Here is a 24,938-nt window from a genome sequence, read left to right as displayed (position 1 = left end):
TCCCGAGACCGTATGACATTGGCATGATGGTACGCGGCGCCAGGCCGTCGGACAGAGCGTGGCAATGAGTAGATCCTTTCTCGTTCACGACCTCCTGCGGTTGCGTCTACCGGGGAAGTGGGAGGGGGCGCCGTCCTGGGTGGTGGAGTCTCTGGAACGGGCGCCATTTGCGGTCGTGCGTCGTGCATCACCGGAGGGCTGCAAGATACCGGTTGGGGTCCGGGGGCGCTCCCGCAACGAGCGTTATGCCATTTGGCTGGAGCACGATGCGATCATTGCGACGATCCGTCCAGAGTATCTTTTACGGGCTGCGCCGCTCGCGCGGATCACTTGCGTTCCTGCGTTCCAACTGCTCGACCGGCTCAAACCGGTTCTTGCTGGTCTGGGCCTGGATTGGGGGCCTACCGGCAGCGTGGGGTTCGAACTGGCAAGCGGCATCCCGACCGCGACAGCAAGTAGCGACCTTGACATCATGATTCGCAGCGACAGGCGATTACCCGTAGGGCTGGCGGTGGAGCTAGACCGTGCGATCGGGGAGCAGGCGCGCTGCGCGGGTTGTCGGATCGATGTCCTGGTCGAGGTTCCGCGCGGGGCGGTATCTCTCGCGGAATACGCGCGGCGCAAAGTCGTCATGTTACGAACTTCGGTCGGGCCGTGTCTGACACATGATCCGTGGGCGGTAACCATCGATGCCTGGTCCACCAGACCTCACCGAATGGTCGTCGGTCAGAATGAAATGAACGCGTCCCACCCGTGAACGAGCGAGCCGAGGACAGTGGATCCTCACGGGCCAACGGCATCGGTGTGCCAAGGTGGAAAATCACGTAGCGTGTAACGAACCGCGTGGCTTGACCGTGATAGCAGGCTGTCCACTTTGCGCGGTTGTCATTCAGCCATTCCTCACAGATAGGCCAAAGCGTGTTCTTGTGGTGGACGATGGTCTGTTGCTGGAGTTGTTTTTCATGCGCCCTCGGGTGGACTCCGACCTCACTAGCCTGGCGGCATTGCTTCGCAGTTCTCGTGCGTCATGAAGCGATAAGCCTGGGAAGCGCCCGAGAGTGTACGCACAGGTCTTGCCGTCAAGTCGGTAGTCGAATTTCCACGTCTTCGTACCCTTGATCGATACGAATAAATACATCGAATCGCGGTCGGTGAGCCTATAAGGCTTCGATTGCGGTTTCGCGTTCAGCAGGAGCGGATAGGTGAGCTTCATGGCGAGCTTCGTCACGGACAACTACCATGAAATTTACCTGCAATTTACCTGCAAAACCGACGGAAGCAGGCGGACTTTCCGGGAACTGGCCGGAGCCAGCATCGGCCGCCGGATGGGCAACAACAGCGATTCCATAGCGCCTGAACCATTCACCGTAACCCTTTACCAGAAAGCCTCCGGAGCGCTTGATGTATTGCTGGCGCGAGGTTACATAAACCTTCCGTAGTGCAAACCACGGGACATGAGGCAAGTCGTGATGAACGAGGTGATAGTTGTTGTTCAGAAACAGCAGGCGCCAGAACCACGCCGCTTCATTGATGACGCTGCGTTGCTCGTGCGCCTGCGCCGCGCGATGCTCCTGAAACGAGCGGACCGAACCCAGCGACAGCGAACCATAACCCACCCCGACAATAAAAACCCACGCCGGGATTGCGCAAACCTGTTGCAACCAGGCCGTAAGCGCGGCGAGTGCGGCAAAGTGCGCAAGCCACACCGGGACATCGCGCCAATTACCGTCTTTGATTCGACGCAGTGCATCCACTCCGGTCGCGGCAATCGCGAACGCCGGCCCGACCAGCAGGCGGCCCACAAACGTATTGCGGAAGATCAGCAGCGCGCGAATCGCCCAGCCCGCGCGTCGCCACGCGAACTCGCTGACGAAGTAACTCTCCGGGTCGCGCTCGGGATGCGTGAGATGCGGATCGTCGTGATGCTGAAGATGCGAATCGCGATAGACGCCGTACGGAAAGCACACGGCGAGCGGCGCGAAACCGAGCAGCGCGTTGATGAACGGCGAATGCGTAGGATGACCGTGCAGCAGTTCATGTTGCAGCGACATGTACCACGTCCCGAGCAAAGCCAGCAGAAGCATAGTGACGGGTAAACCCAGGCCGCGCGCATGCATCGCCACGCTGAACCATCCACCGTAGATCGCCGCTATTAGTGCCCAGGTTGGCCACTGCGTGCGCCATGTCCAGCTTGCGGCCAGGCGGGAGAGTGCGTTGCGTTGCGTGTCGTCGAGGTAAATCGCCATGAACGGGATCGGTCGGAATGCAGGTTCAGACCGATACTACGGACCCACGCGTCTTGCCAGAACCAATTTGTTCAGTAATGCATCTGCCAAAACGTGCATAGCCGGGCCAGCTTGCGCCGAAGCGCGGCGGCTGGCCTCGGCGGTCAGGCGTTCATTGTGCTCAATGTGTATCCGCCACGCGGCAGGCGTGATCGAGCAGGCCTTCTGCCGAGCCGCTGCCGTTGTCAACGTCGATCCCGCTGTTCACGACCAGCCAGCCGTCCTGTTCCGCTGACGGTCCCGCGCCCGTGACAAGAATAGTTTGCGTGGCCATTGTCCCTTCGCCCCGATTGTCCTGCGCGACGATGCGAAACGGATTGTCCGCCTGGGTGAGCGCGGTCACCCGCATGATGCGGTAACGGTTGCCGTCGAGCGTAGCCCAACGCCATTTGCCGGGTGTGTCTTTCGCGTGCTGCGCGAGTGCTTCACTGATATCGCCGCGCATGCAATCGATATGGATATGCAACTGGTTTTGCGAGCGGCGGTACTGCGAGTTGATCTCCAGGCCGAGTTGATTGTCCGGCAGCGTACGCTTGACCGATTTCTCGACGTAGGTCCGCGCGTTCCAGGCATCGACCCAGTAACCCTGCGCATGCGGTGCGAGCACGAGCGGGCTTTCGATTCCGGTGATGCGATCGGTCGGAATCAGCAGATGCTGCGACCGTCCGACGATATCCTTCAGGATAGCGTAGCGTTTATCGAGGTCGACGGTCGTGCATTGGCCCGGCGTGCCGGTGGCCTGTTGCGACGGCACACAGCGCAGGTCGACGATTTTCCACAGCGCATTCGAGTCGACCGTGGCGAGGCGCGCGCACGCACCGGCGGCCAACGCGATGGCTAACGTCACCGCGATTCGCGCGCCGCGACGCAGGAGGGCCCGCTGCGGGTAAGCGGGCATTGGTGTTTTCATCGGCGGCTGGGTTGGGTTTTTCAACGGAGTTATGAAGGCTGGCCGGTATCAGATCGAGGGTGCGGGCAGCGCGCCGAGGAGCTGCTCGAAGGCAACGCCGATTGCAAGAAGGCGCCGGTCTTCGCCGAGCGGGCCGTCCAGTTCCAGTCCGACCGGCAGGCCGCTTGCCGTCATGCCCGCCGGCAGCGAGAGCCCCGGAATGCCCGAGGTGCTGGCCGGATCGGTGTTGCGCAGGAACGCGTCCATTGTGTCGATCGGCTCCGAACCGTCGATGGAGACCGTCGACGAGCCGTTCACGTCGTCGATCGGCACGGCGGCAAGGCGCGTGGTTGGAAACAGCAGCGCGTCGAGGCGCTCGTCGGCGAACGTGGCGGCCATGTACCGCTGCAAGCGCGGCCGCCAATAATTCAGCGCCGCTTCGTAGCGCTCGCCGAGGATATCGTCGAGTACGCCGTCGTAGATCGCGCGTACGTCCGGGCTGGCGATACGGGCCGCCATCTCGACGACAGTTTTGACCGGCGCGTCGTTGGCGACGAGCCAGGCGAGTACGTCGTCGCGTGCCTCGTGGATCGCGATCGGGCCGCCCACCATGCCGTTCAGCTCGTCCAGTTCGTTCATCGCCACCGGTACGAGCACGACACCCGCCGCTTCGAGCGTCTTCAATGCGGCCTTCGTTACGTCCGCTACCTGCCGTTCGAGTCCTTCCCACAGCGGCGCGGGCAAGCCGATGCGCAAACCACGCAAGGTGATGGCGGGCAACGCGCCGGCGCCGGTAATCACGCCGTCGAGCAGCGCAATATCGGCGACGGTGCGCGCCATCGGCCCGACCGTGTCGCGCGTATGGCTGATCGGCACCACGGCGCCCGGATCGTGATAGCGCCGCTCGGCGCCGCCATTGCCGACCGACGGACGAAACCCCGCGGTGCCAGTCAATGCGGCAGGAATGCGGGTCGAGCCGCCGGTGTCGGTGCCCAGACCCGCCGGCGCGATGCGCGCGGCAATTGCCGCCGCCGTGCCGCCCGACGAGCCGCCTGGAATCAGAGTGGGATCGTAGGGATTGCGTACCGGTCCGGCGTGCGTGGCGAAGTTCGTACTCGTAATGCCGAATGCCAGTTCGTGCATATTGGCCTTGCCGAGCACGATCGCGCCGGCGTCGATGAGCCGCTGCACGGAGGGCGCATTGGTGTCGGGCACGAAGCCTTCGAGCGCCGGTGTGCCGGCTGAGGTTTGCAAGCCGGCCGTGTTGATGTTGTCCTTCACGACCACGGCGAGGCCGGCGAGCGGCAAGCGTGCCTTCTCGGCAGCGGGCAAGGCGTCGATACGCCGCGCGGCGGCGAGCGCACCGTCGAGGTCGAGCGTGGTGAGCGCATTGAGGCTAGCGAGCGCCGCCGCGCGCGCGAGCAGGGTGGCCACATAGTCGGCGGCGCTCAGGCGGCCCGACTGGATCGCGGCGACGGCTTGTGTGGCCGTCAACGCGAGCTGTTCATCGACGGTCCATGTCATGGCCGGCGTCTCCTTTTTCTGGTGTCGTTTTCCGGCGCGAGGGTTTCATGAAGCGTAGTGCGAAACGTGCCAGCGCAGGCACCAGCCTGGGACGCAACAGTCTTGCATCGTAGCCGCTCATACGCCGCTCGTTTTCCGCGAGGCACAGTGCGAACAGGTCGCGCGTATTCATGGCTTCACTGATTACACCACTGCTAGCGGGCAAAAAGTTCGAATCGTGCGCGACGCCTTCGGTGTCGATCCCTTTCGCGATCGCGAGGCGCTGCCAGACCAGCACCACCCAGATCGCGGCGACGCGCAGCGCATGCCACGGTCTGCGCCAGATCGGCATGGTGCGGCGATACCACGCGACCCAGTTGATGAAAAACAGAATGTGGCGCGCTTCTTCCTGAATCACCGGCTCGAAAGTCTCGACCAGCGCCTCGGGGAAAAAGCCCGACTGCTGCGCGGAGCGGAATAGCCCGAACGCAAAGAAACTGTCGATGCACTCGCTATAGCCCGTGCGCATCCATTCCCATTCGGCGTCGCGTGGCGCGGGATAGTCCGGCTCGGGCGCGATCTCGATACCGTATGCGGCGATCAGTTTGGAGAGCACGTGCTTGTGACGCGCTTCTTCGTCACCGTCCATGGTGATGGCTTCTCGCAACAGAGGATCGCTCAATTGCGCGGCATAGGTATGCACGGCGATCGACGCGCGGCCTTCGGTCTGCACGGCGATGTCCCAGATGGGCAGCGAACACAGCCGTTCGAGTGCATCTGGCGGCAACGCCGGCCATTCGATCACGGCCGGTTTATAGGGGTTGTGGGTTTCAAGCAGCATGCGGCAAAACATCTGCTTGTGCGCCTCGGAACCGATCTTCACGCGGGCGGGGCCGCGGAATGTCCAGTGGCGCAGGGTGCGGTCTTCGGCAACATCTGTCAGTGTGTCGGACATGGCAGCGTACAGAGGGCGAACTCGATGTGTCGCCTATTCTGGCACAACCGTTCAAATTCCGATGCCGGGCTGCACAAGTCCAGCGGCGCCGCGCGCTGGCGCGAATGGCGCGATTCAAGCGTATGACGCTTACTGCCGGTTACTGATGGTTATCGATCCACATGCGTCCCCAGCGGAATGCATAAGCCAGCGCGTGCTCTTCGTCGAAGAAGTAATCGAGCGCGTCGAATGAATAAGCCTGGCCGTGGTTCGCGGAAGTTTTCTCGATGGTCAGGTTGGCGGCGAACAGGCCGTTGGGCAACTGTTGTGCGGCCGGTGCAACTTCGTAACCCTTGTAGCGAATATGTGCGTTCATGATTTTTGGCAGTCAGTGTTCCCGCGTGCGGTGCAAAAGGCCGGCACGTCAGACGCAATCCGTAGCGTCACGCGGCCGGTAAATCAGCGGGCAGGGTCAAGCGTAGGCCGCGCTGCGCAGCGGGTGAACCAATCATTCGTCGAAAGCAAATCAGCGGGCAGGTGTACAGAAGCCCCGATCGGGTCATATGCGCTGTGTTCGAGCACACTATCCGGCGATGTGAATCACGGGTCTGTTATGTGCCGCACGGTTTGCACGAACGACACCACCGTGGGCCGCCCAGGCGGGTCCACGGTGGCGTAAGACGTATGGAGAGAGGGGAGTTAAACCGCGTGCAGCAGGCGAGCGGACGGCGAGTCCTTGAGCGCGCTGCCGAGCGGCGCCGCGTCCGGCGTGCGATGCGCGTTGAACGCCAGCGCGAATTGCGCGGCTTGCTGGCCGACCGTGGCGAGCTGATCGACCACCTTCGCGTCGGAACAGGTGTCGACGGTATCGAAGCGCGTTTCCAGCGTGTTGATTCCGGCACCGAAAGGCGTGGGCCAGCCGCGCAGCGCGTGAACGATCGAGCGCAACGAGGTCAGCACCGAGCCGGCGGCCTGCCAGCCATAGGCGGTGACGATACAGCCGACCGCGCGGCCGTCCAGATACGGGCGCTCGTCGGCGCGCAGTTCCTCGAGCGTGTCGAGCGCGTTCTTGACGAGACCGGATACGCCGCCGTGATAGCCGGGCGTGGCGATGATCAGGGCGTCCGCATGGCGCACGGCCTCGATCAGTTCGAGTTGCTCATCCGTGCGCTGCGGCTGTTCCGGGGCATAGTGAGGCAGGCTATGCAGGAAGGTGCCGCCGAACAGGCGGGTGTTCGCGCCCGCCGCTTGCGCGCCGCGCAGCGCGAAGCCGAGCGCGCGTTCGGTCGACGAAGCGGCGCGTGTCGTGCCGCCAATGCCGACGACGAGCGGCCGGCGAGGATGATCGAAACTGGTCAACGAAATGCTCCTTCGGTAGCGGCTCACGATGCGCCGGCGCGGGGCTGCGCGCAGCGGACCGGGGCGAACCGGACTTTGAAGTGTCATCTTAATGAGCGCCGGGCGCGGCACGAAGCGACTTTTTGTTCTAACGATATAACCGTGCAGGGTGTTGGCGACCGGCGGCGCCGAGTCGCATGGGCTGCAATGCACTTGAGACCGCGCCGGATAAGCATATGGCGAAGCATTGTTTGGGGGCGCGATAACCGGCGGCTATGATCGAATCGTCTCCTCCATGACATCTCCTTGACATGGGATTGGGCCTCGCCACGCTAGCGGCGAGGCCATTTTTTTGTCCGGCGAGCGAGCGTCGCAGGCGCGGGCCGCTTCACGATAAAGCCGTTTTTTGCATGCTACGATGGTCCGCGAAGCGAATCACGGCGAGGTCGAGCACGCAATGGCAACCCTTTATGACACCCTCGGCGTGCCCACGCACGCCACGGAAGAAGAGATCAAGCGCGCCTACCGGAAGGCCGCGATGAAGTGGCATCCCGACCGCAATGGCGGCGCCGAGGAAGTTGCGCGCGCCACCTTCCAGGAAATCAAGGACGCGTACGCGATTCTCTCCGACGCCGTGCAGCGCAAGGTGTACGACTCGGTCTATGCCGAGCAGATGCGCGGCTGGGAGGCGCAGCATGCGCGCCGGCAGCAGGCGCAAGCCGAGCGCGAAGCGGCCGCGCGTGCCACTGACGAGGCCGCGTATGCGGAGATGGTCTCGCTCGCCATGCGTTTCGCTGACGACGGCTACAACCGCGATGTGCTGTTCGGGGTGCTGCTTGGGCGTCGATGCGATGTGCGGCGAGCCGCGCAGATCGCCGATAGCGTGTCGGCGTTGCAGCCCGCGCGGCGTGAAGCCGCGAAGGCGGAAGCCGACGCAGCGAATGCTCACGATGCTTCCGATGCTCACGATGCTTCCGGTGTTCCAGATGCTTCGGCCGGGTCCGAAGCATCTTCAGTGAAACAGGACGCCGCCGTGCAGGACGTGCCGGCCAGACGCGCCAATCCGGAGAAGCAGGAGAAGCGTGCGGAACCCGCAGCCGCGACTCATCCGGCCGGCGCGCTCGAAGGTCTGTGGTTTCAGTTTCTCAACGGATTGCGGTTTTGACGTATCACACGCTGATTGGCCGGCGATTCACATCGGCCCGCAGGAGAGGCGACTCGCGAGTCGGCGGCGATCGTCGTGCTACAGACCGGATGCGCGATCACGGAATCTGCAGCCGTGTGAGGAATGGCGCCCTGGCCGGTAGACCATAGACGTAGACCGAATTGATATAGAGAGCGGACTTTAGCGCCGGAATCTACGCTTCTAGAATCAAACACATGGCTGTGACAAGCGTCGTTCGAACACGGCAAGCACGAGCGACGCCTGCTCAATGCCGCGCGAACCGCTTCGCTCGACTTCCACGCAATCGATTCCTGGAGGCTCGACGGCCATGTTCACTTTCATCGTAGTCGTTGCGGTGGCGGCGTTTATTCCCTACGTCGCGGCACCCGGCATTGCCAATGGCGTCAAGGCGATCAGCACACCGCCCGCGGCGATGCTGTTCGATACGCCCCCAGCGGCGGCGGCCGATAGAAGCGATGCGGCCAACCGGATCGTGTCAGGTCAACGCGAGACCGAAGCCTCTGTCTGAAGCTGAAACTGACGCGCCGTCCCTGGCCGAATCTCTCTCTTGTGAAGGCTTAATGAAAGCTTTGCGCTTGCGCTGATACACTTCGGGGCGAGCGTGAATGCACGACCAGGCGTACGGCCAGGCGCACCAACGTACCGCGTTTGCGAGCGAGAAACCCTGGTACAAATTCTCGTGGCGCAACAAATTTGATCATCGTAGTGTCACGAGGGCGCAAGACTGAGCCGGCAGAATGGCACACAGAAGCATAAAAACACGTGTACGGGGTAAGCGTGACCAGAAAATATAAGGTGCTGTTTCTCTGCCGCGAGAATTCAGCACGCAGCATCATTGCTGAAGCTTTATTGCGGGAACTGGCGGGACACCGGTTTGACGCGTTCAGCGCGGGGCCGGAGCCGGCCGCGCGGGTTCATCCATTTGCCGTCGCGCAATTGCGGCCCGGCATTTCGGATCTTGGCGTACTGAGCCCGAAAAGCTGGCTGGAATTTACCGGCGAATGGGCACCGCGCATGGACCTCGTGATCGCACTGGACGAATCCGTCGACGCACGGCATGCGCCCGCGTTTCCGGGCGAACCACCGTCGTGCGTCTGGAGCTTTGCCGATCCGCTCGCGGGGCACATGGCCGAGCCGGAGCGCGCACGCCTGTTCGATAAGGTGTTCTGGCAGATCGTGCGGCAGGTCAGCGCGTTTATCGAACTACCGCAATACGCCACGCCGGCAAGCACCACGGCAAGCGCGGCCGTGGTCTCCGCAGCCATTGCTTCGCCGCACCGCGCCACGACGTGCGACGCATGATCGCAGTCCGCACTTGCATGAGCCGCAATAGTGCGGCGGTCTAGCGGTTGTTCGAGCGTGCGAGCGGACTGCCTGCGAACGGGTCGTTTTGCCAGTCCACACGTTTCTTCTGCTGCGGGGCGGGCGCCGGCGCCGGTGCGGCCGACAACTCAAAGTGATCGATAGACTGGCCTGCGCTGATTGCCTGTTTCAGCCATTGGGGCATCTCACCCTGGCCATCCCAGCTATCTCCAGTTGCGCTACGGTAGCGTTCAGCCTTTTGCGCTGCCGGCTCGGACGCCAGCACTGCGGCAAGGTCTTCTGGTTTGATACCAAACTCTTCCATGCGGTGGCGGAGATACGCAATCATGCTATCTCGCTTCCTTTCGTCCATAAGATATTCGTCCTTCTAAAACGTCCAGCGTTCTGTCAATTACAGATTGCAAGGGAAAACCGCGTGAGCATCGAGCCCATGCAAATGGGGACGGCCCGCGGTGTGGTTATCGATTGAAGGAAATTCCAAAGGCAGCGTCAGAAAACGTCGTTCCTATATCGCGGCGCAGCATATCGCCGATCCGGCCGCCTATCAAACCAGGTTATCAATCAATGAATATTCAAGCGCTCCGCCGCGCGGCAGACAAGACCGGATAAGCCTCATGCCGACAAGGGAAAAAAACCGTATTGACGATGCATTGATTGCGGATGGCCGGTTTCATCTCCACGCTCCGTCTCTCGCCGGTGCCTCGCGCGGGGCCGATTATTTACGTTATGCCAGCATCATAACGCACTGTGTGGCCAAAGCACGCGCCGGTTCGGTTGATTTTGTTTCAAATGCCGTCTTTCGAACTTGCCGGCCGTGGTAAACCGGGCCGGGTGTTCAGCGATTGAATTCCTGAGTGGCCGAGCTATAAAGAAACAGCGGAGCCAAAATCCGCACCGCCAGCCTGTGGCGACTGATTCCGGCCAGTCGCGAGCACGCGTCCGACATCGGTTGCAGGTATGGCAAGTCTTTTGCCGTTTAGTTCGATGAATCGCCGCAGCAGTTCGCATCGACATCGACTCGTCCGTCAGCCCATCGCGCAGCCTGGCGTTTTTTCGCGGATCAATTGTTTGGAGGACGAGAACTGCTGCGCCGGATTCAAGGAGTCTGGACATGAAACTACGATTATTGATGGCGGTGGCCAGCGCCGTGCTCTTTCTCGCTCCGCGAACGGTGAGCGCGCAGGAGATCCAGGGCCAGCAGGGCGCCGGTGTGTCGGGCCACATGATGATGCAACAGAACGCGAACGAATCGGCGCAGGCCACGACCGATATGCCGTTCAGCGAATCGGGACAGGGCATGACGCCCGGCGCCCAGCCGGTACGGAGCGTGTCATATGGAGGCGTGGCAGCAGGGCAGTCGGACGCGGGAGGCCGGCAAAACCAGCCATGCACTTCTGCCGGCCCGTTATGCAGGATTTATTTCGGTCAGTGACAGATCTATCTTTGGGAGTGCGGCGCGCAATGCAGGCGCTGCATTCCCTTCACTTCCGCTGACTTTCCGCCGCGCCTTCCTTATGCCTGACTCATGCCAGCGCCATGCCGTGCTGTGAATGATCGGCGTGTTCGCCGAGATGCCCCATCATCGCGTCGAAATCGCGTCCTTGCACTGACGTGCGTTCAGTGAAACCACGGAATTCGTCCAGCAATGCGCGCCACGAGTCGTGCCAGCGCGTTTCCCGGATACACGTCCCCAACGGATCCGCAATGCGCAACACGCCGTTGTCCGGATAGAAGGTGACGGTGACCGGCATGCCGTCGATCACGCAAGTGGCGGTATAGGGGCGGGTGGTAAGCATGGGCGATGTCCTCGTTTTCGATAAGCGGTTGCCAGTGCGTTGAACGCTGAGGTGGGCTTTAGCAAACGCCGTGCCCAACTGACTCCTGCACTTGCCTGTGCCTTGCCGCGTCATTCTCACGCAGGGCTGCACGCGCGCGATCCGCATCGATAACCCTACCCCCGACCGCAATTTTTCGGACTCGTCAGCGGACGATCTATTACGATGTTATGGTGTAGTCCATTCGGGTTTTCACTCGCTAATTTCCAGACCGCACTCGCGTCGCTGCCGGCAAGCAGGCCAATATGGCCTGCTTTTTTAATCGTGCCTCGCGGTTTGCCAATGGATTAGCGCAGTGCGGCCGCTCCAATTCCATCTGTTGTTTAGAAACTCGCAAACAATACTATGTTGATCGAAGATAATCTCGCGGCGAGCAATGCCTCGCTGGACGACGGCACGCCGTCGTCCCTGCGGTCATGGCTCGCTGTTTTCGCGGTCGCCATCGGCGCTTTCGCTTTCGTGACGACGGAGTTTTTGCCGGTCGGACTCCTGCCGCGAGTCGCCGCGGATCTCGGCGTGTTGCCCGGCACGGCCGGATTGATGGTCACCGTGCCCGGCGTGATTGCGGCCATTTCCGCGCCGGGTCTGATGCTGGTGGCGGGGCGTATGGATCGGCGGCGGGTATTTCTTTTACTCACGGCTTTGCTGCTGGCTTCGAATCTGATTTCGGCCTTTGCGCCGAATTTTCTGGTTATGCTGCTCGGGCGCGCGCTGCTTGGCGCTGCATTGGGCGGCTTCTGGACGCTGGCTACGGCGGCGTCGGTGCGGCTCGTCAAGCCGAGAGATTCGGCGCGCGCGATGGCAACCATCCTCACCGGCGTGACGTGCGCCACGGTGATCGGCGTGCCGCTCGGCACGTTCATCGCCAGCTTCGCATCGTGGCGCCTGTCGTTCATGGCGACTGGCGTGCTGGTCGCTATCGCGCTGGTCGCGCAGTTTTTTTTCGTGCCGTCTTTGCCGTCGGACGCCGCGTTGCGCCTGCGCGATCTGGTGGCGTTGCTGCGCCGCCCGCATCCCCGCCGAAGCATGCTGATGGTCGGGCTCGTGTTCGGCGCGCATTTTTCGTCGTACACGTACATCACGCCTTTCCTGCTGCGCAATGCGAATCTGGACATGTCGACGATCACGTGGCTGCTGCTCGGATTCGGCGTAATCGGGTTCTTCTCGAACTTCGCCGTTTCGTCCACGGTGACGCGCAACCTGAAAGTCTCGGTAGCCGTCATGGTTTCGCTGCTGATGTTCGCGCTGGTTTCGCTGCCCCTGCTGCAGCATTCGACGGTCGGGGTCATGGCGCTGGTGCTCGCGTGGGGCATTTCGTTCGGCGCATTGCCGCTGTGCTTCAGCATCTGGATTCAGCGTGCTACGCCGGATTCGCCCGAAGCGGGTTCGGCCTTGTTCGTGAGCATCATTCAGGTGGCGATTGCGGTGGGGTCGCTGGTGGGCGGCGTGGTGGTCGACCATGTGGGTATTTCGGCCGACTTTCTGCTCGGCAGCGGTCTCGCGTTGCTGGGGCTCGCCGCGCTGGCGAGCTTCGGCCGCAGCGAGCAGCCTGTGGCGGCCGAGCCGTTGGCTTGCCCGGCATGCACGGATTAATGATCGGTTCAGAGGTTCAGCGACTCGGTGGTTCAGGTTCAGCCGGCGCTTCCGGCCATTCGATCAGAACCGTGAAGGACGATGCACCGACAACCCGATCACAGCGCGAACCTCGCTTGCAATGGGTGCTGTTTGCGAGTCTGGCCGGCCGCCGCCTTCGGGTTCGCGGCCTAACATAACACTCACGTCGCAGTCTCATAGGGTTACGGTGATATTCTTGCGCCGCTTACCAATCTGATCCAGGTCCCGATGCGCTCAACTTTCACCAAATGGCTGTTTATCGTCTACATGCTCGGTAGCGGGACGCTGTATTCCATCATCATTCTGCTTCTCTTTCCTTTTGTCGGACGGGCTGGACGATACTGGCTTGCGAAACAATGGTGCCGTGCGCTGGTTTTTGTCATGCGTTGGCTGCCCGGCGTGTCATGTTCGATAGACGGGCTTGAACACCTTCCTGACGGACCGGCGATCATTTTGTGCCGTCACGAATCGACCTGGGAAACGCTCGCTTTTCTAGCGCTTATTCCACGCCGAATCAGTTTTGTGTTCAAGGAAGATCTTCTGCGCATTCCGTTCTTTGGCTGGGTGCTGCGCGGACTCGATATGGTCAGCCTGAACCGCGGTTCCGCCCGGCAGGCTCACCAGGCTGTCACGAAGGAAAGCGCGGAGCGGCTGGCAAAGGGCGACGTCGTCGTCATTTTCCCGGAGGGAACCCGGGTGCGTCACGATGCCCCGTTGAGGATGACTTCGGGAGGCGTTCGGCTGGCGTGCGCGACCGGCGTGCCTGCCGTCCCGGTAGTCCTGAACGCGGGCAAGGTCTGGCCGACGAAAGGCTGGCCAGACCGCCCTGGGCATATTCGCGTGGTGGTCGGGCCGCCGTTTTCTCCTCGGGAGATGACACAGCAAGAGTTGAGTCATGCCGTTCACGAGTGGATGAAGAACGAACTGCAGCGGCTCTGACGCTTTTCGGGTTGACGCGCGACGAACCGGTACGCGCATGGTCGCGGTAGCATCCGGACGTTTCCCGCGACGTTATCCGGGGGCGGCCGCTGTTGTCGACGTTCGATTGAATTGGAGCCGAATTGAGCATAAGGTGTTTGCTCCCCAGTCCAATCGGAGTTCGGTATGCGACGTTTTGCAATGACTGCGGCCGCGTTGATGGCCGCCTGTTTCACCCTGTCCGCAACTGCCCAGGTCGTCGTCACCATCGGTCATTCGGCTCCGCTCACGGGCCCGCAGGCGCCCAACGGCAAGGACAACGAGAACGGGGCGCGGCTTGCCATCGACGAGCTGAACAAGGCGGGCGTTACCGTGGCGGGCCAAAAGGTCACGTTCAAACTGGACTCGGAAGACGACCAGGCCGATCCGAAGATCGGCGTGCAGGTTGCGCAGAAACTGGTCGATAGCGGCGTGGTCGCCGTTGTCGGACCATATAACTCTGGCGTGGCGATTCCCGCCTCGCGCGTCTACAACACCGGAAATGTGCCGATGCTGCCCGTCGCATCCAACCCGGCGCTGACCAAACAGGGCTTCAGGAACATCTTCCGTATTGGCGCGAGCGATGAACAGCTGGGCGGCACGATGGGACAATTCGCCGCGAAGACGTTGAAGGCCAAAACGGCCGCCGTTATCGACGATCGCACGGCATATGGTCAAGGCGTGGCGGAACAGTTCACGAAAGTCGCCAAGGCAAACGGCATTCAGATCATAGACCAGGAATTCACCAGCTCGTCGGCCACCGACTTCCTCGGCATTCTCACGAACATCAAGTCCAAAAATCCCGACGTGATCTTCTTTGGCGGCTACGCGGCGCAAGGCGCGCCGATGGCCAAACAGATGCGTCAGCGCGGGCTCAGAGCGAAACTGCTCGGCGGCGACGGCATCTGTTCGGCCGACATGGGCAAGGTTGCCGGCGACGCGGCATCGATCGTCTACTGCGCGCAGGGTGGTATTGCGCTCGAGAAAACAGCGGCCGGCCGCGAGTTCCTGGAAAAGTACAAGGCCGCGTACAACATCGATACCCAGGTCTACGCCGTGAGCTATTACGACGGTGTGAAGCTGCTCGCCGACGCAATGGTGAAAGCGGGCACGACAACGGACAAGGCAAAGCTGACCGCGCAACTCGCGAAGGAGAACTATAAGGGCGTTGCGGGCACCTATTCGTTCGACGAGTACGGCGACCTGAAGGGCGCCCCGACCACCGTGTACACCATCAAGAACGGCCTGCCGGTCCCCTACGGTCAGTAACTGTCACTAACGGCAGGCGACCCACCGACTTCACGAAGCAAACATGAAAATTTCACGCACTATCCAGACTGTCGAAGTCCACACCGGCGGAGAGGCATTCCGCATTGTCACCAGCGGTTTGCCGCGTCTGCCTGGCGACACGGTCGTCAAGCGGCGCGCGTGGCTGAAGGAAAACGCCGACGATATCCGCCGGGCTTTGATGTTCGAACCGCGCGGGCATGCCGATATGTACGGCGGGTATCTGACGGAACCGGTCACCCCGGGCGCCGATTTCGGCATCATCTTCCTTCACAACGAAGGTTATAGCGACCATTGCGGCCACGGCGTCATCGCGCTCGCGACGGCAGCGGTCGAACTGGGTTGGGTTCAGCGTGAGATACCCGAAACGCGCATCGGCATCGATGCGCCTTGCGGGTTCATCGAAGCATTCGTGAAGTGGGACGGCGAGCATGCCGGTAACGTTCGCTTCGTCAACGTGCCGTCGTTCATCTGGAAGCAGGACGTGACCGTGCAGACGCCGTCGTTCGGTTCGGTCACGGGCGATATCGCGTTCGGCGGCGCGTTCTACTTTTACACCGACGGAGCGCCGCACGGTCTCGAGGTGCGGGAATCGGCGGTGGAAGAACTCATCCGCTTCGGTGCCGAAGTGAAGGAGGCTGCAAACAGGGCGTTTCCTGTCGAGCATCCTTATATCCCCGAGATCAACCACATCTACGGCACCATCATTGCGAATGCACCGCGGCACGCGGAGTCGACGCAAGCCAACTGTTGCGTGTTTGCAGACCGCGAGGTGGACCGTTCACCGACCGGTTCCGGGACCGGCGGCCGGGTCGCGCAGCTTTATCTGCGCGGCAAGCTTGGCAAGGACGAGACCCTTGTGAACGAGTCCATTATCGGCACGGTGTTCAAAGGACGTGTCCTGAGCGAAACGACGGTGGGCGATTTCAAGGCCGTCATTCCGGAGGTCGAAGGCAACGCTTTTGTCTGCGGCTTCGCGACATGGCTAGTGGACGAGCGCGATCCGCTTACCTACGGGTTCCTTGTTCGATAGGGCCGACATTGTGCGGCCGGCGTGATTGGGCGAAGAAGTGAGCGGTCGAGGATCCGGCTGAATGCGAGGAACCGGACATTGCCGATAACGGTAGAGGTCTGTCCGGTCCGGACCGTTGCGCCGGTTCTCAATGTGCAGTTTCGATTACGCTCCAGATCCGTTCATCGGAGTCGCCCGTGAATTGTCTGGCGATAACCGCCCGGCATTTATCGCAGCGATAGTGTTCGAGGACGAGTGTGCCGTTGCATTCCGCCACACCGATCAGCGTGAGGTGTTCCTGCCGTTGAACATCGACAGGCCGGCCGTTGATGCCGGAGCATCCATCGCAGACTTCCATGGCGCCTCCCGACTTTTGCATCCATCGTTCAAAAGAAGCCCGCGCGGGGGCGGGCGAAGACTGATGCACCCGCTGAGGAGACAACGCGGGCCGGCTTAGTATCCGGCTCGACGGAGCATTTGTGCAAGTGCAAAAAAATAACGTGCAGCGTGTTGGGGCCGGTGTAGCGGACCGGCCGCACTGCGCAACCGCTCTCGCGCGCGTGAAGGGGGCAGACCAACGCCATCTTCCGAAGCCCGGCGGAAGCGAACGCCCTGAAACGGGGAGGATGTCGCTCATTCTATTCACAAACAATATATAAAAAAATATAATGTTGATCTGTGATGACAGGATGGTGTGATGCGAAAGAAATCCGCTCCAATCGACCTTTCGGTGATGCAGTCCTCGGCAGAGAAAGCCTGCGCGCTGCTGAAGGTGCTGGCAAATCCCGACCGGTTGCTGCTGATGTGTCAACTGTCGCAAGGCGAGGCGTGTGTGAGCGACCTGGAAGAACAGTTGGGCATACGTCAGCCCACGCTCTCCCAGCAACTCGGTGTGCTTCGCGATAACGAACTGGTCGAGACTCGCCGGGAAGGTAAGAGCATCTTTTATTCCGTCGCGAGCAAGGAAGCGATTGCGGTCATGACCGTGCTGTACGACCAGTTTTGCACCCAATGAAGATAAGGAGATGCGATGTCGATTGATCTCGCGAGTTTCACGCCCGGCCTGTCATTGACTGGCGGCCTGGTGATCGGGGCCGCGGCTGCCGCGCTTGTTTTGTTCAACGGACGTATAGCCGGCATCAGCGGCATAGTCGGCGGCCTGGTCGGCACGCCGCAGAAAGACGCGGGATGGCGTGTCGCTTTCCTTGCCGGGCTCATCGGAGCACCTGTGATGGCAGGCTTGCTGGGTAGCCGGATAGCGCCGGATATCGAGGCCGGGTGGGGCGAGATACTCGTCGCGGGCTTTCTGGTCGGCATCGGCACGCGTTACGCGGGCGGTTGCACGAGCGGCCACGGTGTTTGCGGCATCTCGCGAGGGTCCATCCGTTCGGTTGTTGCGACCGCAACGTTCATGGCAAGCGGCTTTCTGACCGTGTTCATTTCCAGACATCTGCTGGGAGGCTGAGATGAGTTTGCTCACCGCGTTACTTTCCGGGCTGCTGTTCGGCGTCGGTCTGATGGTGTCCGGCATGGCCAATCCGGCGAAGGTGCTGGGATTTCTGGACATCGCAGGGCGATGGGATCCGTCGCTGGCATTCGTTATGGCTGGTGCAATAGCCATCGGCTCTATCGCATTCCTGCTGGCAAAACGCCGCAAGCAATCCCTGCTGGGGTTGCCCATGCAACTTCCCGCCAGCACCCACATCACGCTGCGGCTCGTGCTGGGAAGCGCGGTATTCGGCGTGGGCTGGGGACTTGCCGGATTTTGTCCGGGCCCTGCGCTGGTCGCATTGGGCGCCGGTTTTCCCAAGGCCTGGGGATTCGTGGCCGCAATGCTCGCCGGCATGAGTGTGTTCGAGTTCTTCGAGCGCGCGAAACTGAGTCGGCAGCAGGCCTGAATGGCGGTGATGGGCCTGGACACCCTCGCAGGCAGCAAACCCTGTCGATACTCCCTTCGATCCACTTTTGTTATCACCCCCTCCAATACTCGAATTGTTAGCGCATCGCACCGCTCGTATATTGGCTGAACCAGCAGCACAGACAGCCGGATACAACACAAAGGCACGCCGCTCAGGCCTGCCACAGGAGCACAGCGATGAATCGGATCGATCTGGAGGGGCGCGTAGTCGCCATTACCGGCGGCGCGCGCGGCATCGGCTACGCGGTGGGGCAGCGGGCGTTGAACTCGGGCGCATCGGTCGCGCTATGGGACGTGGACGCCGAACGTCTCGCCCGCAGCCAGCGTGAGCTGAGCGAACTGGGCAAAGTCACGGCAGTCACCGTCGAGCTGACACAGGAAGCCGCCGTCGCGCAGGCCGTGGCGCAAACCGTCGCCGATCACGGTGCGATCGACGTGCTGATCAATTGCGCCGGCATCACCGGCGGCAACGGCACCACCTGGGAACTGGAACCCGATATCTGGCGTCGCGTGATCGACGTGAACCTGATCGGCCCCTATCTGACCTGCCGCGCGGTCGTGCCGCAAATGCTCAAGCAGGGCTATGGCCGGATCGTCAATATCGCGTCGGTGGCGGGCAAAGAGGGCAACCCGAACGCCTCGCACTACAGCGCCTCCAAGGCCGGCCTCATCGGCCTGACCAAATCGCTCGGAAAAGAACTCGCGACGAAGAACATTCTCGTCAATGCCGTCACACCCGCCGCGGCCAAAACCGAGATCTTCGATTCGATGTCGCAACAACACATCGACTACATGCTGTCGAAGATTCCCATGAACCGCTTCCTGTTACCCGAAGAAGCGGCATCGCTGATCCTGTGGCTCTCCTCTGAGGACTGCGCGTTCAGCACCGGTTCGGTTTTCGACCTGTCCGGCGGGCGCGCGACCTATTGAGTCGCCGCGCAATCACGCCGGCGTTACGTCTTTAGCGGTACATAAGACAGCAAAACGCAGAGCCGCCGCCCGCGCGCTTTGTGAAGGAGACGAGATGGACCCGCACGCGCCCGTTTCACTGGAGGCGATCAACAGCAAGGTAATGCGCCGGTTGCTGCCGTTTCTGCTGCTCATGTACGTGTTGGCGTTTCTCGATCGTGCCAACATCGGTTTCGCGCAAAAAGCCTTGCAGCACGATACGGGCTTGTCGAACGCGGCGTTTGCCTTCGGGGCGGGGGTGTTTTTCGTCGGCTATGCATTGTTCGAAGTCCCGAGCAATCTGCTGTTGCATCGGGTCGGTGCGCGCGCCTGGATGTGCCGGATCATGGTGACATGGGGGCTCGTCTCGGCCGCGATGTGCCTCGCGCATACGCCGACCGCGTTCTACACGTTGCGGTTTCTGCTCGGCGTCGCCGAGGCGGGTTTCTTTCCGGGCGTGATCTATTACCTTACGCGCTGGTTTCCGCAATCGGCCAGAGCGCGCGCGGTGGGCGTGTTTTATTTCGGCGCGCCGCTGGCGTTTATTTTCGGCAGTCCGTTGTCGGGTTCGCTGCTCGAATTGCACGGCGCGCTGGGTCTCGCCGGCTGGCAATGGCTCTTTCTGGTGGAAGGCGCGCTGGCTTCGGTGGTAGGCGTGTGGGCGTTCTGGTATCTCGACAATCGTCCCCAAGACGCGCGTTGGCTCGAACCGCAGGAGCGCGCGAGCTTGCGCAATGCGCTCGAAGACGACGCGCGTGCCGCGTCCGCGCACGGTCCGCATCGGATATTGGCCGCACTGGTGGATCGGCGCGTGCTGCTGCTGTCTGCGATCTATCTGCTGATCCAGATGAGCGTGTACGGCGTGATTTTCTATCTGCCGCAACAGGTGGCGGCTTTCCTTGGAACGACGGTCGGTTTGCGTGTGGGTCTGGTTGCCGCGCTGCCGTGGTTGTGCGCGCTCGCCGTGACCTGGTATGTGCCGCGCCGCGCGGATCGAACAGGCGGGCATCGGCGCTGGGCGGTGGCATTGCTGCTCGTCGCAGGCCTGGGCATCGGCTTGTCGGGACTCATGAATAGCCCCGCGATCGGCTTGCTTGCGCTGTGTTGTGCAGCGAGCGGTTTCATTGCCGCACAGCCGCTTTTCTGGACCTTTCCCACACGCCACCTCACAGGCGCCGCCGCGGCGGGCGGCATCGCGTTGATCAATTCGCTCGGCGGACTCGGCGGCTTCATTGCGCCGAGCTTGCGCACCGCGGCGGAACGCGCGTTTTCTTCGACGTCGGCAGGACTGGTCGTGCTGGGCGTGTCGAGTCTGCTCGCCGCGCTCATGATCGGCACGCTATTGCGCCGCGATCCCGCCCAGCCGGCCGCCGCTTTCGAAGCCTTACTGCATCGCGCCCGCTAGGCGCACGCTCGACGCACTCATAACGGAGTCCCATTCATGGCCATGCCTACCATCCGGCACGTGCGTGCCTTCATCGTCCGCGGCGGCGGTGCGGACTATCACGACCAACCCGGCGGACACTGGATCGACGATCACATTTCCACGCCGATGGCGCGTTATCCGGAGTACCGGCAGAGCCGCCAGTCGTTCGGTATCAATGTATTGGGCACGCTCGTGGTGGAGATCGAAGCAAGCGACGGCACCGTCGGATTCGCGGTGACGACGGGCGGCGAGATCGGTGCGTTCATCGTGGAGAAACATCTCGCGCGTTTTCTCGAAGGCCAGCTTGTCACCGACATCGAGAAAATGTGGGATCAGATGTACTTTTCCACGTTGTACTACGGTCGCAAAGGCGTGGTGCTGAATACGATTTCGGGCGTCGATCTCGCGTTGTGGGATCTGCTCGCGAAAGTGCGCAAGGAGCCGGTGTACCAACTATTGGGCGGTCCGGTGCGCGACGAACTCGTGTTCTACGCTACCGGCGCGCGGCCTGATCTGGCGAAGGAGATGGGTTTCATCGGCGGCAAGTTGCCGTTGCAGCATGGCCCGGCCGAAGGCGACGCCGGTCTCAGGCAGAATCTGGACAAGCTCGCGGAGATGCGCAGCCGCGTCGGCGACGACTTCTGGCTGATGTACGACTGCTGGATGAGCCTCGATGTGCCGTATGCCACACGGCTCGCGCAAGCGGCGCACGAATACGGCCTGAAATGGATCGAGGAATGTTTGCCGCCCGACGACTACTGGGGTTACGCCGAACTGCGCCGCAACGTGCCACGCGGCATGATGGTGTCGACCGGCGAACACGAAGCGACGCGCTGGGGCTTTCGCATGCTGCTGGAGATGCAATGCTGCGATCTGATTCAACCGGATGTCGGCTGGTGCGGCGGCATTACCGAATTGATCAAGATATCCGCGCTTGCCGATGCCCACAATGTGATGGTGGTGCCGCACGGTTCGTCGGTGTATAGCTATCACTTCGTGGTGACGCGGCACAACTCGCCGTTCGCCGAGTTTCTGATGATGGCGCCCAAGGCCGACGAGGTCGTGCCGATGTTCACGCCACTGCTGCTCGACGAGCCGGTGCCGGTGAGCGGACGCATGAAAGTGCCGGACGCGCCGGGCTTCGGCGTGAGGCTGAATCCGGAATGCGCACTGGTGCGGCCTTACGCGCGTTGATCATGCGCTGCGGTTCAGGCGCTTCTGGCGCCCGAACCTCGCAGTGTCGAACCAGGCAGTGTCGAATCAGGAAAGGAGAATGACGTGCTGCTCAAGGACAAGGTCGTGATCGTCACCGGCGGTTCGCGTGGCATCGGCCGCGCGATAGCCGTTGCGTGCGCAACCGAAGGCGCGGACGTGGCGATCAACTACTGGGGCGATAACGACGCATCGTACGGACGCCGTTCCGCCGTCGCTGAAGTGGTCGGCGAAATCGAGGCGCTGGGGCGGCGCGTGATTGCAATCGAAGGCAACGTCGCAGCGCGCGAAACCGGCCAGCAGTTGGTGCGCCATACGGTGGAAGCTTTCGGCAAAGTCGACGTGCTCGCCAGCAACGCGGGCATCTGCCCGTTCCATGCTTTTCTCGACATGCCGCCCGAAGTTCTGGAGTCGACAGTGGCGGTCAATCTGAATGGCGCGTTCTACGTGACGCAAGCCGCCGCGCAACAGATGAAAGCGCAAGGCACGGGCGGCGCGATCGTGGCGACGAGTTCGATCAGCGCGCTGGTGGGCGGCGGCATGCAGACGCATTACACACCGACCAAAGCGGGCGTGCATTCGCTGATGCAATCCTGCGCGGTCGCGTTGGGACCGTACGGCATTCGCTGCAACTCGGTCATGCCGGGCACCATCGCCACGGATCTGAACGCGGAGGATCTCGCCGACGAAGCCAAAAAAGCCTACTTCGAAAAACGTATTCCGCTCGGCAGGTTGGGTCGTCCGGAAGATGTAGCCGATTGCGTGACGTTCCTCGCCTCCGACCGCGCGCGCTATGTGACCGGCGCAGCGTTGCTGGTGGACGGCGGCCTCTTCGTCAACCTGCAGTAACGTGCAATGCCGATTTCAGTTCACCGGAACCGAAGCCGCGATCAGCGGACTGGATGCGGTCGCGGCCGTGTCGTCGCGCTTGAGCTTGTGCGAGAAACCGCGCAACAGATCGATGAAACGCAGCGCGGGTTCAGCCAGCGGTTCTTCCTTGCGCGTGAGAATGCCGAAGCCCGAAAGGCTCTTGCCGATTTCGAGCGGCAACGCAACCAGCAGTTTGCCGCGCAAATGATCGCGCACCACGGATTCGGGCAGCATTGCCACCGCATCGTAATTCTCGAGCAATTGCAGCGTTGCGAAGATCGACGCGCATTCGGTCAGGTTCACCGGCGTGGCCAGTCCCGCACGCGCGAGTTCCTCTTCGAAAAGCACACGCGCCGGACTGGTGACAGGCTGCGCCACCCACGGCCAGTCGATCAGCTCACGCAGGGTAAGGCGCGCGCGCTGCGCGAGCGGATGCACCGAACGCACGACCAGCAGCAGCGTCTCGCGTGCGAGCGGCTCGAAACTGAAATCGTTGTGTTGCAGCGGACTGGTGAGGCGCCCGAGCGCCAGATCGACTTCGCGGCGATGCAGCAATTGCACGACCTGATCGCTCGTTTCGCCCAGAATGCGCACATTCAGCAGCGGGCTTTCGGTTTTCAGCGCGGCGACTGCCATAGCCAGCAGATCGGGCGCGGCGCCCATGATCGCGCCGACCGTCAGTTGCCCGTGACCGCCGCGGCGCTTGACTTCGAGGTCTTCAGCGAAACGGGTCAGCTCGGCCAGCGCGCGCCGCGCGTAGGCCAGCGTGACGACGCCGAGCGGCGTGGGCGTCATACCGCGTGCGTTGCGCTCGAACAGCAGGAAGCCGAACGCTTCCTCGATATCGCCGAGCATGCGGCTCGCGCTCGGCTGGGCCACGTTGACGGCCTCGGCGGCCTGATGGAGATTGCGTGCGTCGTCGAGCGCGACGAGCAGCGCGAGGTGCTTGAACTTGAGCCGATTGACCAGTGCGATAGTTGCTGAATGTTGGCTCATGGGGCGGGTGCGATTCGGTTTGTGGATCGCCCAATCCCAACAACGGATTGAGATGCTATCGACGCAGGAATTATAGTCGCATCAGACGCTTCTCTGAGAAAGCGCCCGATACGACGGGAGACAGGCCGCAATGGAAACAATTGCTTTCCGGATGGTGCTCAACCCCGGCATGCGCGAGGAATACGAACGACGTCACGCGCAAATCTGGCCCGAACTGGTTGATGCATTGCACAACGCCGGCGTGCGCGATTACCGGATTTTCTTCGACCCGGACTCGCACCATCTATTCGCCATGCTGACGCGAAATAACCACCACACCATGAACGAGTTGCCGCAACTCGACGTAATGCGCAAATGGTGGGATTACATGGCCGACATCATGCGGACGGCACCGGATCACACGCCGCTTCAGCAGCCGCTCGAACCGGTCTTTCATCTGAATTCGCTGAGCTGACCTTGAAACGATCTTCACCGGACGGAGGGTGTCGCATGCAGGTGGTCGATTCGCATATCCATCTTTGGGATCTGAAAACGCATCGCTATCCATGGCTCGAAAACCCCGGCGTGTCGTTCGTGGGCGACGCGCGCGATCTGAAGCACGACTACCTGCTCGACGATCTGCTGGGCGAGGCGGGCGACATCGAGGTGCTGAAACTGGTGCACGTCGAAGCGAATCACGATCCTGCCGATCCGGTGGAAGAAACGCGCTGGCTGCAATCCATTGCGGATCGCAAGGAATCGGGCGGCATGCCGAACGCGCTTGTCGCCGCGGTGGATCTGTCCGCGCCGAATGCGCCGGCCGTGCTCGAAGCCCATGCGTCGCTCGCGAATACGCGCGGCATCCGGCAGATTCTGAACGTGCACGAGAACAGGCTGTTCGATTACGTCGGCCGTCATTTCATGCGCGAGCCGCAATGGCGCGAGCACTTCGCGCTGCTGCGCCGTTACGACATGTCGTTCGATCTTCAACTGTATCCGTCACAGATGGAAGAAGCGGCGGCGTTGGCGCGCTCGCATGGCGACACGCAGTTCGTGATCAACCACGCGGGCATGTTCGTGGATCGCAGCAGCGTGGCCGGTTATCGCGCATGGCGCGACGGCATGCGCCTGCTCGCGGGTTGCCCCAATGTCGCCGTGAAGATCAGCGGGCTCGCGATGTTCGATCACCGGTGGACCGTTGAAAGCCTGCGGCCGTACGTACTCGAAACGATCGATACGTTCGGTGTCGAGCGCGCGATGTTCGCCTCGAACTTTCCGGTCGACCGGCTGTTCGGCTCTTACGCGGATTTGTGGCATGCGTATGGATCGATCGTCGATGGCGCGAGCGTCGCCGAGAAAGAGGCGCTGTTTTGCCGGAATGCTGAACGTTGCTACCGCATCTGAAGTGCCCTGGAACGCGAAATAG

The 24,938-nt window shown here is 61.8% G+C and carries 30 protein-coding genes; 19 read left to right on the top strand and 11 right to left on the bottom strand.

Annotation, left to right across the window (positions count from 1 at the left end):
* The first annotated feature begins 64 nt into the window (after positions 1-64).
* Positions 65-757: a malonate decarboxylase holo-ACP synthase gene (locus PDMSB3_RS29985; protein ID WP_007177674.1), complete on the top strand. Its 693-nt coding sequence runs from the start codon at positions 65-67 to the stop codon at positions 755-757.
* Positions 758-889: 132 nt separating this feature from the next.
* Here the strand turns inward: PDMSB3_RS29985 and PDMSB3_RS38470 are convergent, their stop codons facing one another.
* The 7 genes from PDMSB3_RS38470 to PDMSB3_RS29950 form a co-directional block, all read right to left on the bottom strand.
* Positions 890-1,138: an Arm DNA-binding domain-containing protein gene (locus PDMSB3_RS38470; protein WP_405044795.1), complete on the bottom strand. Its 249-nt coding sequence runs from the start codon at positions 1,136-1,138 to the stop codon at positions 890-892.
* Positions 1,139-1,157: 19 nt separating this feature from the next.
* On the bottom strand, positions 1,158-2,246 hold the full coding sequence (locus PDMSB3_RS29975; protein ID WP_007177673.1) for a fatty acid desaturase: 1,089 nt from the start codon (positions 2,244-2,246) through the stop codon (positions 1,158-1,160).
* A 160-nt stretch (positions 2,247-2,406) separates the two neighbouring features.
* Complete coding sequence (locus PDMSB3_RS29970; protein WP_035516707.1) at positions 2,407-3,195, bottom strand: CDP-diacylglycerol diphosphatase; 789 nt, start codon at positions 3,193-3,195, stop codon at positions 2,407-2,409.
* A gap of 48 nt (positions 3,196-3,243) precedes the next feature.
* Positions 3,244-4,698, bottom strand: a complete 1,455-nt coding sequence (gene iaaH / locus PDMSB3_RS29965) for an indoleacetamide hydrolase (RefSeq protein WP_165188624.1) — start codon at positions 4,696-4,698, stop codon at positions 3,244-3,246.
* Entirely contained in the window at positions 4,679-5,632 is a 954-nt protein-coding gene (locus tag PDMSB3_RS29960) for a hypothetical protein (protein ID WP_007177670.1), read from the bottom strand. Before PDMSB3_RS29960 ends, iaaH begins: the two co-directional genes overlap by 20 nt.
* Positions 5,633-5,771: 139 nt before the next feature.
* Entirely contained in the window at positions 5,772-5,987 is a 216-nt protein-coding gene (locus PDMSB3_RS29955) for a hypothetical protein (protein WP_007177669.1), read from the bottom strand.
* 323 nt (positions 5,988-6,310) lie between these two features.
* Positions 6,311-6,970: an NADPH-dependent FMN reductase gene (locus tag PDMSB3_RS29950; protein ID WP_007177668.1), complete on the bottom strand. Its 660-nt coding sequence runs from the start codon at positions 6,968-6,970 to the stop codon at positions 6,311-6,313.
* Positions 6,971-7,406: 436 nt separating this feature from the next.
* Here PDMSB3_RS29950 and PDMSB3_RS29945 point away from each other — a divergent pair, with 436 nt between their 5' ends.
* The 3 genes from PDMSB3_RS29945 (at position 7,407) to PDMSB3_RS29935 (ending at position 9,437) form a co-directional block, all read left to right on the top strand.
* A complete protein-coding gene (locus PDMSB3_RS29945; RefSeq protein ID WP_165188622.1) occupies positions 7,407-8,114 on the top strand; it encodes a J domain-containing protein in 708 nt (235 codons plus the stop codon).
* Positions 8,115-8,442: 328 nt separating this feature from the next.
* Positions 8,443-8,643, top strand: a complete 201-nt coding sequence (locus PDMSB3_RS29940; RefSeq protein ID WP_007177666.1) for a hypothetical protein — start codon at positions 8,443-8,445, stop codon at positions 8,641-8,643.
* Positions 8,644-8,912: 269 nt separating this feature from the next.
* Entirely contained in the window at positions 8,913-9,437 is a 525-nt protein-coding gene (locus tag PDMSB3_RS29935) for an arsenate reductase/protein-tyrosine-phosphatase family protein (RefSeq protein WP_035516705.1), read from the top strand.
* Positions 9,438-9,477: 40 nt separating this feature from the next.
* Here PDMSB3_RS29935 and PDMSB3_RS29930 read toward each other — a convergent pair whose 3' ends face one another.
* Entirely contained in the window at positions 9,478-9,810 is a 333-nt protein-coding gene (locus PDMSB3_RS29930; protein WP_007177663.1) for an H-NS histone family protein, read from the bottom strand.
* Positions 9,811-9,910: 100 nt separating this feature from the next.
* Between PDMSB3_RS29930 and PDMSB3_RS29925 the strand changes: the two genes are divergently transcribed.
* Together PDMSB3_RS29925 and PDMSB3_RS29920 are read left to right on the top strand one after the other, a co-directional pair.
* Positions 9,911-10,279, top strand: a complete 369-nt coding sequence (locus tag PDMSB3_RS29925) for a hypothetical protein (RefSeq protein WP_165188620.1) — start codon at positions 9,911-9,913, stop codon at positions 10,277-10,279.
* A gap of 290 nt (positions 10,280-10,569) precedes the next feature.
* On the top strand, positions 10,570-10,890 hold the full coding sequence (locus PDMSB3_RS29920) for a hypothetical protein (protein ID WP_007177662.1): 321 nt from the start codon (positions 10,570-10,572) through the stop codon (positions 10,888-10,890).
* Positions 10,891-10,981: 91 nt separating this feature from the next.
* Here the strand turns inward: PDMSB3_RS29920 and PDMSB3_RS29915 are convergent, their stop codons facing one another.
* The gene (locus tag PDMSB3_RS29915; RefSeq protein WP_165188618.1) at positions 10,982-11,254 is read right to left on the bottom strand and encodes a hypothetical protein; all 273 of its coding nucleotides are present in this window, start codon (positions 11,252-11,254) and stop codon (positions 10,982-10,984) included.
* Positions 11,255-11,638: 384 nt separating this feature from the next.
* On the opposite strand from PDMSB3_RS29915, the gene PDMSB3_RS29910 reads away from it, so the two are divergent.
* The 4 genes from PDMSB3_RS29910 to lhpH all read left to right on the top strand — a co-directional run bounded on the left by PDMSB3_RS29910 (position 11,639) and on the right by lhpH (position 16,184).
* Positions 11,639-12,886, top strand: coding sequence for an MFS transporter (locus PDMSB3_RS29910; RefSeq protein ID WP_007177660.1), 1,248 nt, complete (start codon positions 11,639-11,641; stop codon positions 12,884-12,886).
* A 249-nt stretch (positions 12,887-13,135) separates the two neighbouring features.
* A complete protein-coding gene (locus PDMSB3_RS29905) occupies positions 13,136-13,846 on the top strand; it encodes a lysophospholipid acyltransferase family protein (protein WP_007177659.1) in 711 nt (236 codons plus the stop codon).
* 165 nt (positions 13,847-14,011) lie between these two features.
* Entirely contained in the window at positions 14,012-15,133 is a 1,122-nt protein-coding gene (locus tag PDMSB3_RS29900) for a branched-chain amino acid ABC transporter substrate-binding protein (protein WP_007177658.1), read from the top strand.
* A gap of 43 nt (positions 15,134-15,176) precedes the next feature.
* Positions 15,177-16,184 carry a trans-3-hydroxy-L-proline dehydratase gene (gene lhpH, locus PDMSB3_RS29895; RefSeq protein ID WP_007177657.1) on the top strand — a complete coding sequence of 336 codons (1,008 nt, stop codon included), beginning with the start codon at positions 15,177-15,179 and terminating at the stop codon, positions 16,182-16,184.
* Between the two features lie 127 nt (positions 16,185-16,311).
* Here lhpH and PDMSB3_RS29890 read toward each other — a convergent pair whose 3' ends face one another.
* Positions 16,312-16,521 (bottom strand): hypothetical protein, encoded by a 210-nt coding sequence (locus tag PDMSB3_RS29890; protein ID WP_007177656.1) that lies wholly within the window; start codon positions 16,519-16,521, stop codon positions 16,312-16,314.
* 339 nt (positions 16,522-16,860) lie between these two features.
* On the opposite strand from PDMSB3_RS29890, the gene PDMSB3_RS29885 reads away from it, so the two are divergent.
* The 7 genes from PDMSB3_RS29885 to PDMSB3_RS29855 all read left to right on the top strand — a co-directional run bounded on the left by PDMSB3_RS29885 (position 16,861) and on the right by PDMSB3_RS29855 (position 22,516).
* On the top strand, positions 16,861-17,178 hold the full coding sequence (locus tag PDMSB3_RS29885; protein WP_007177655.1) for an ArsR/SmtB family transcription factor: 318 nt from the start codon (positions 16,861-16,863) through the stop codon (positions 17,176-17,178).
* 15 nt (positions 17,179-17,193) lie between these two features.
* Positions 17,194-17,628 (top strand): YeeE/YedE family protein, encoded by a 435-nt coding sequence (locus PDMSB3_RS29880; RefSeq protein ID WP_165188616.1) that lies wholly within the window; start codon positions 17,194-17,196, stop codon positions 17,626-17,628.
* A 1-nt stretch (position 17,629) separates the two neighbouring features.
* A complete protein-coding gene (locus PDMSB3_RS29875) occupies positions 17,630-18,061 on the top strand; it encodes a YeeE/YedE family protein (protein ID WP_011492236.1) in 432 nt (143 codons plus the stop codon).
* Between the two features lie 197 nt (positions 18,062-18,258).
* A complete protein-coding gene (locus tag PDMSB3_RS29870) occupies positions 18,259-19,011 on the top strand; it encodes an SDR family NAD(P)-dependent oxidoreductase (protein WP_007177652.1) in 753 nt (250 codons plus the stop codon).
* A 94-nt stretch (positions 19,012-19,105) separates the two neighbouring features.
* The gene (locus PDMSB3_RS29865; RefSeq protein WP_165188614.1) at positions 19,106-20,434 is read left to right on the top strand and encodes an MFS transporter; all 1,329 of its coding nucleotides are present in this window, start codon (positions 19,106-19,108) and stop codon (positions 20,432-20,434) included.
* A gap of 36 nt (positions 20,435-20,470) precedes the next feature.
* A complete protein-coding gene (gene rhmD / locus PDMSB3_RS29860) occupies positions 20,471-21,649 on the top strand; it encodes an L-rhamnonate dehydratase (RefSeq protein WP_007177650.1) in 1,179 nt (392 codons plus the stop codon).
* An 84-nt stretch (positions 21,650-21,733) separates the two neighbouring features.
* Entirely contained in the window at positions 21,734-22,516 is a 783-nt protein-coding gene (locus PDMSB3_RS29855) for an SDR family NAD(P)-dependent oxidoreductase (RefSeq protein WP_007177649.1), read from the top strand.
* A gap of 15 nt (positions 22,517-22,531) precedes the next feature.
* On the opposite strand, the gene PDMSB3_RS29850 is transcribed toward PDMSB3_RS29855, so the two are convergent.
* Positions 22,532-23,533 carry a LysR family transcriptional regulator gene (locus PDMSB3_RS29850; protein ID WP_007177648.1) on the bottom strand — a complete coding sequence of 334 codons (1,002 nt, stop codon included), beginning with the start codon at positions 23,531-23,533 and terminating at the stop codon, positions 22,532-22,534.
* 130 nt (positions 23,534-23,663) lie between these two features.
* Here PDMSB3_RS29850 and rhaM point away from each other — a divergent pair, with 130 nt between their 5' ends.
* Positions 23,664-23,987 carry an L-rhamnose mutarotase gene (rhaM, locus tag PDMSB3_RS29845; RefSeq protein ID WP_007177647.1) on the top strand — a complete coding sequence of 108 codons (324 nt, stop codon included), beginning with the start codon at positions 23,664-23,666 and terminating at the stop codon, positions 23,985-23,987.
* A gap of 35 nt (positions 23,988-24,022) precedes the next feature.
* Positions 24,023-24,916: an amidohydrolase family protein gene (locus tag PDMSB3_RS29840; protein WP_007177646.1), complete on the top strand. Its 894-nt coding sequence runs from the start codon at positions 24,023-24,025 to the stop codon at positions 24,914-24,916.
* The last annotated feature ends 22 nt before the right edge of the window (positions 24,917-24,938 follow it).

It is taken from the genome of Paraburkholderia dioscoreae (genome assembly GCF_902459535.1).
Classification (GTDB): domain Bacteria; phylum Pseudomonadota; class Gammaproteobacteria; order Burkholderiales; family Burkholderiaceae; genus Paraburkholderia; species Paraburkholderia dioscoreae.
This window is presented reverse-complemented; position numbering and strand designations above follow the sequence as displayed.

What these genes read in the sequence shown, in the direction of transcription:
- PDMSB3_RS29985 (WP_007177674.1), top strand. Translation starts at nt 65, where the DNA reads ATGAGTAGATCCTTTCTCGTTCACGACCTCCTGCGGTTGCGTCTACCG.
- PDMSB3_RS38470 (WP_405044795.1), bottom strand. Translation starts at nt 1,138, where the DNA reads ATGTATTTATTCGTATCGATCAAGGGTACGAAGACGTGGAAATTCGAC.
- PDMSB3_RS29975 (WP_007177673.1), bottom strand. Translation starts at nt 2,246, where the DNA reads ATGGCGATTTACCTCGACGACACGCAACGCAACGCACTCTCCCGCCTG.
- PDMSB3_RS29970 (WP_035516707.1), bottom strand. Translation starts at nt 3,195, where the DNA reads ATGAAAACACCAATGCCCGCTTACCCGCAGCGGGCCCTCCTGCGTCGC.
- iaaH (WP_165188624.1), bottom strand. Translation starts at nt 4,698, where the DNA reads ATGACATGGACCGTCGATGAACAGCTCGCGTTGACGGCCACACAAGCC.
- PDMSB3_RS29960 (WP_007177670.1), bottom strand. Translation starts at nt 5,632, where the DNA reads ATGTCCGACACACTGACAGATGTTGCCGAAGACCGCACCCTGCGCCAC.
- PDMSB3_RS29955 (WP_007177669.1), bottom strand. Translation starts at nt 5,987, where the DNA reads ATGAACGCACATATTCGCTACAAGGGTTACGAAGTTGCACCGGCCGCA.
- PDMSB3_RS29945 (WP_165188622.1), top strand. Translation starts at nt 7,407, where the DNA reads ATGGCAACCCTTTATGACACCCTCGGCGTGCCCACGCACGCCACGGAA.
- PDMSB3_RS29940 (WP_007177666.1), top strand. Translation starts at nt 8,443, where the DNA reads ATGTTCACTTTCATCGTAGTCGTTGCGGTGGCGGCGTTTATTCCCTAC.
- PDMSB3_RS29930 (WP_007177663.1), bottom strand. Translation starts at nt 9,810, where the DNA reads ATGGACGAAAGGAAGCGAGATAGCATGATTGCGTATCTCCGCCACCGC.
- PDMSB3_RS29920 (WP_007177662.1), top strand. Translation starts at nt 10,570, where the DNA reads ATGAAACTACGATTATTGATGGCGGTGGCCAGCGCCGTGCTCTTTCTC.
- PDMSB3_RS29915 (WP_165188618.1), bottom strand. Translation starts at nt 11,254, where the DNA reads ATGCTTACCACCCGCCCCTATACCGCCACTTGCGTGATCGACGGCATG.
- PDMSB3_RS29910 (WP_007177660.1), top strand. Translation starts at nt 11,639, where the DNA reads ATGTTGATCGAAGATAATCTCGCGGCGAGCAATGCCTCGCTGGACGAC.
- PDMSB3_RS29905 (WP_007177659.1), top strand. Translation starts at nt 13,136, where the DNA reads ATGCGCTCAACTTTCACCAAATGGCTGTTTATCGTCTACATGCTCGGT.
- PDMSB3_RS29900 (WP_007177658.1), top strand. Translation starts at nt 14,012, where the DNA reads ATGCGACGTTTTGCAATGACTGCGGCCGCGTTGATGGCCGCCTGTTTC.
- lhpH (WP_007177657.1), top strand. Translation starts at nt 15,177, where the DNA reads ATGAAAATTTCACGCACTATCCAGACTGTCGAAGTCCACACCGGCGGA.
- PDMSB3_RS29890 (WP_007177656.1), bottom strand. Translation starts at nt 16,521, where the DNA reads ATGGAAGTCTGCGATGGATGCTCCGGCATCAACGGCCGGCCTGTCGAT.
- PDMSB3_RS29885 (WP_007177655.1), top strand. Translation starts at nt 16,861, where the DNA reads ATGCGAAAGAAATCCGCTCCAATCGACCTTTCGGTGATGCAGTCCTCG.
- PDMSB3_RS29880 (WP_165188616.1), top strand. Translation starts at nt 17,194, where the DNA reads ATGTCGATTGATCTCGCGAGTTTCACGCCCGGCCTGTCATTGACTGGC.
- PDMSB3_RS29875 (WP_011492236.1), top strand. Translation starts at nt 17,630, where the DNA reads ATGAGTTTGCTCACCGCGTTACTTTCCGGGCTGCTGTTCGGCGTCGGT.
- PDMSB3_RS29870 (WP_007177652.1), top strand. Translation starts at nt 18,259, where the DNA reads ATGAATCGGATCGATCTGGAGGGGCGCGTAGTCGCCATTACCGGCGGC.
- PDMSB3_RS29865 (WP_165188614.1), top strand. Translation starts at nt 19,106, where the DNA reads ATGGACCCGCACGCGCCCGTTTCACTGGAGGCGATCAACAGCAAGGTA.
- rhmD (WP_007177650.1), top strand. Translation starts at nt 20,471, where the DNA reads ATGGCCATGCCTACCATCCGGCACGTGCGTGCCTTCATCGTCCGCGGC.
- PDMSB3_RS29850 (WP_007177648.1), bottom strand. Translation starts at nt 23,533, where the DNA reads ATGAGCCAACATTCAGCAACTATCGCACTGGTCAATCGGCTCAAGTTC.
- rhaM (WP_007177647.1), top strand. Translation starts at nt 23,664, where the DNA reads ATGGAAACAATTGCTTTCCGGATGGTGCTCAACCCCGGCATGCGCGAG.
- PDMSB3_RS29840 (WP_007177646.1), top strand. Translation starts at nt 24,023, where the DNA reads ATGCAGGTGGTCGATTCGCATATCCATCTTTGGGATCTGAAAACGCAT.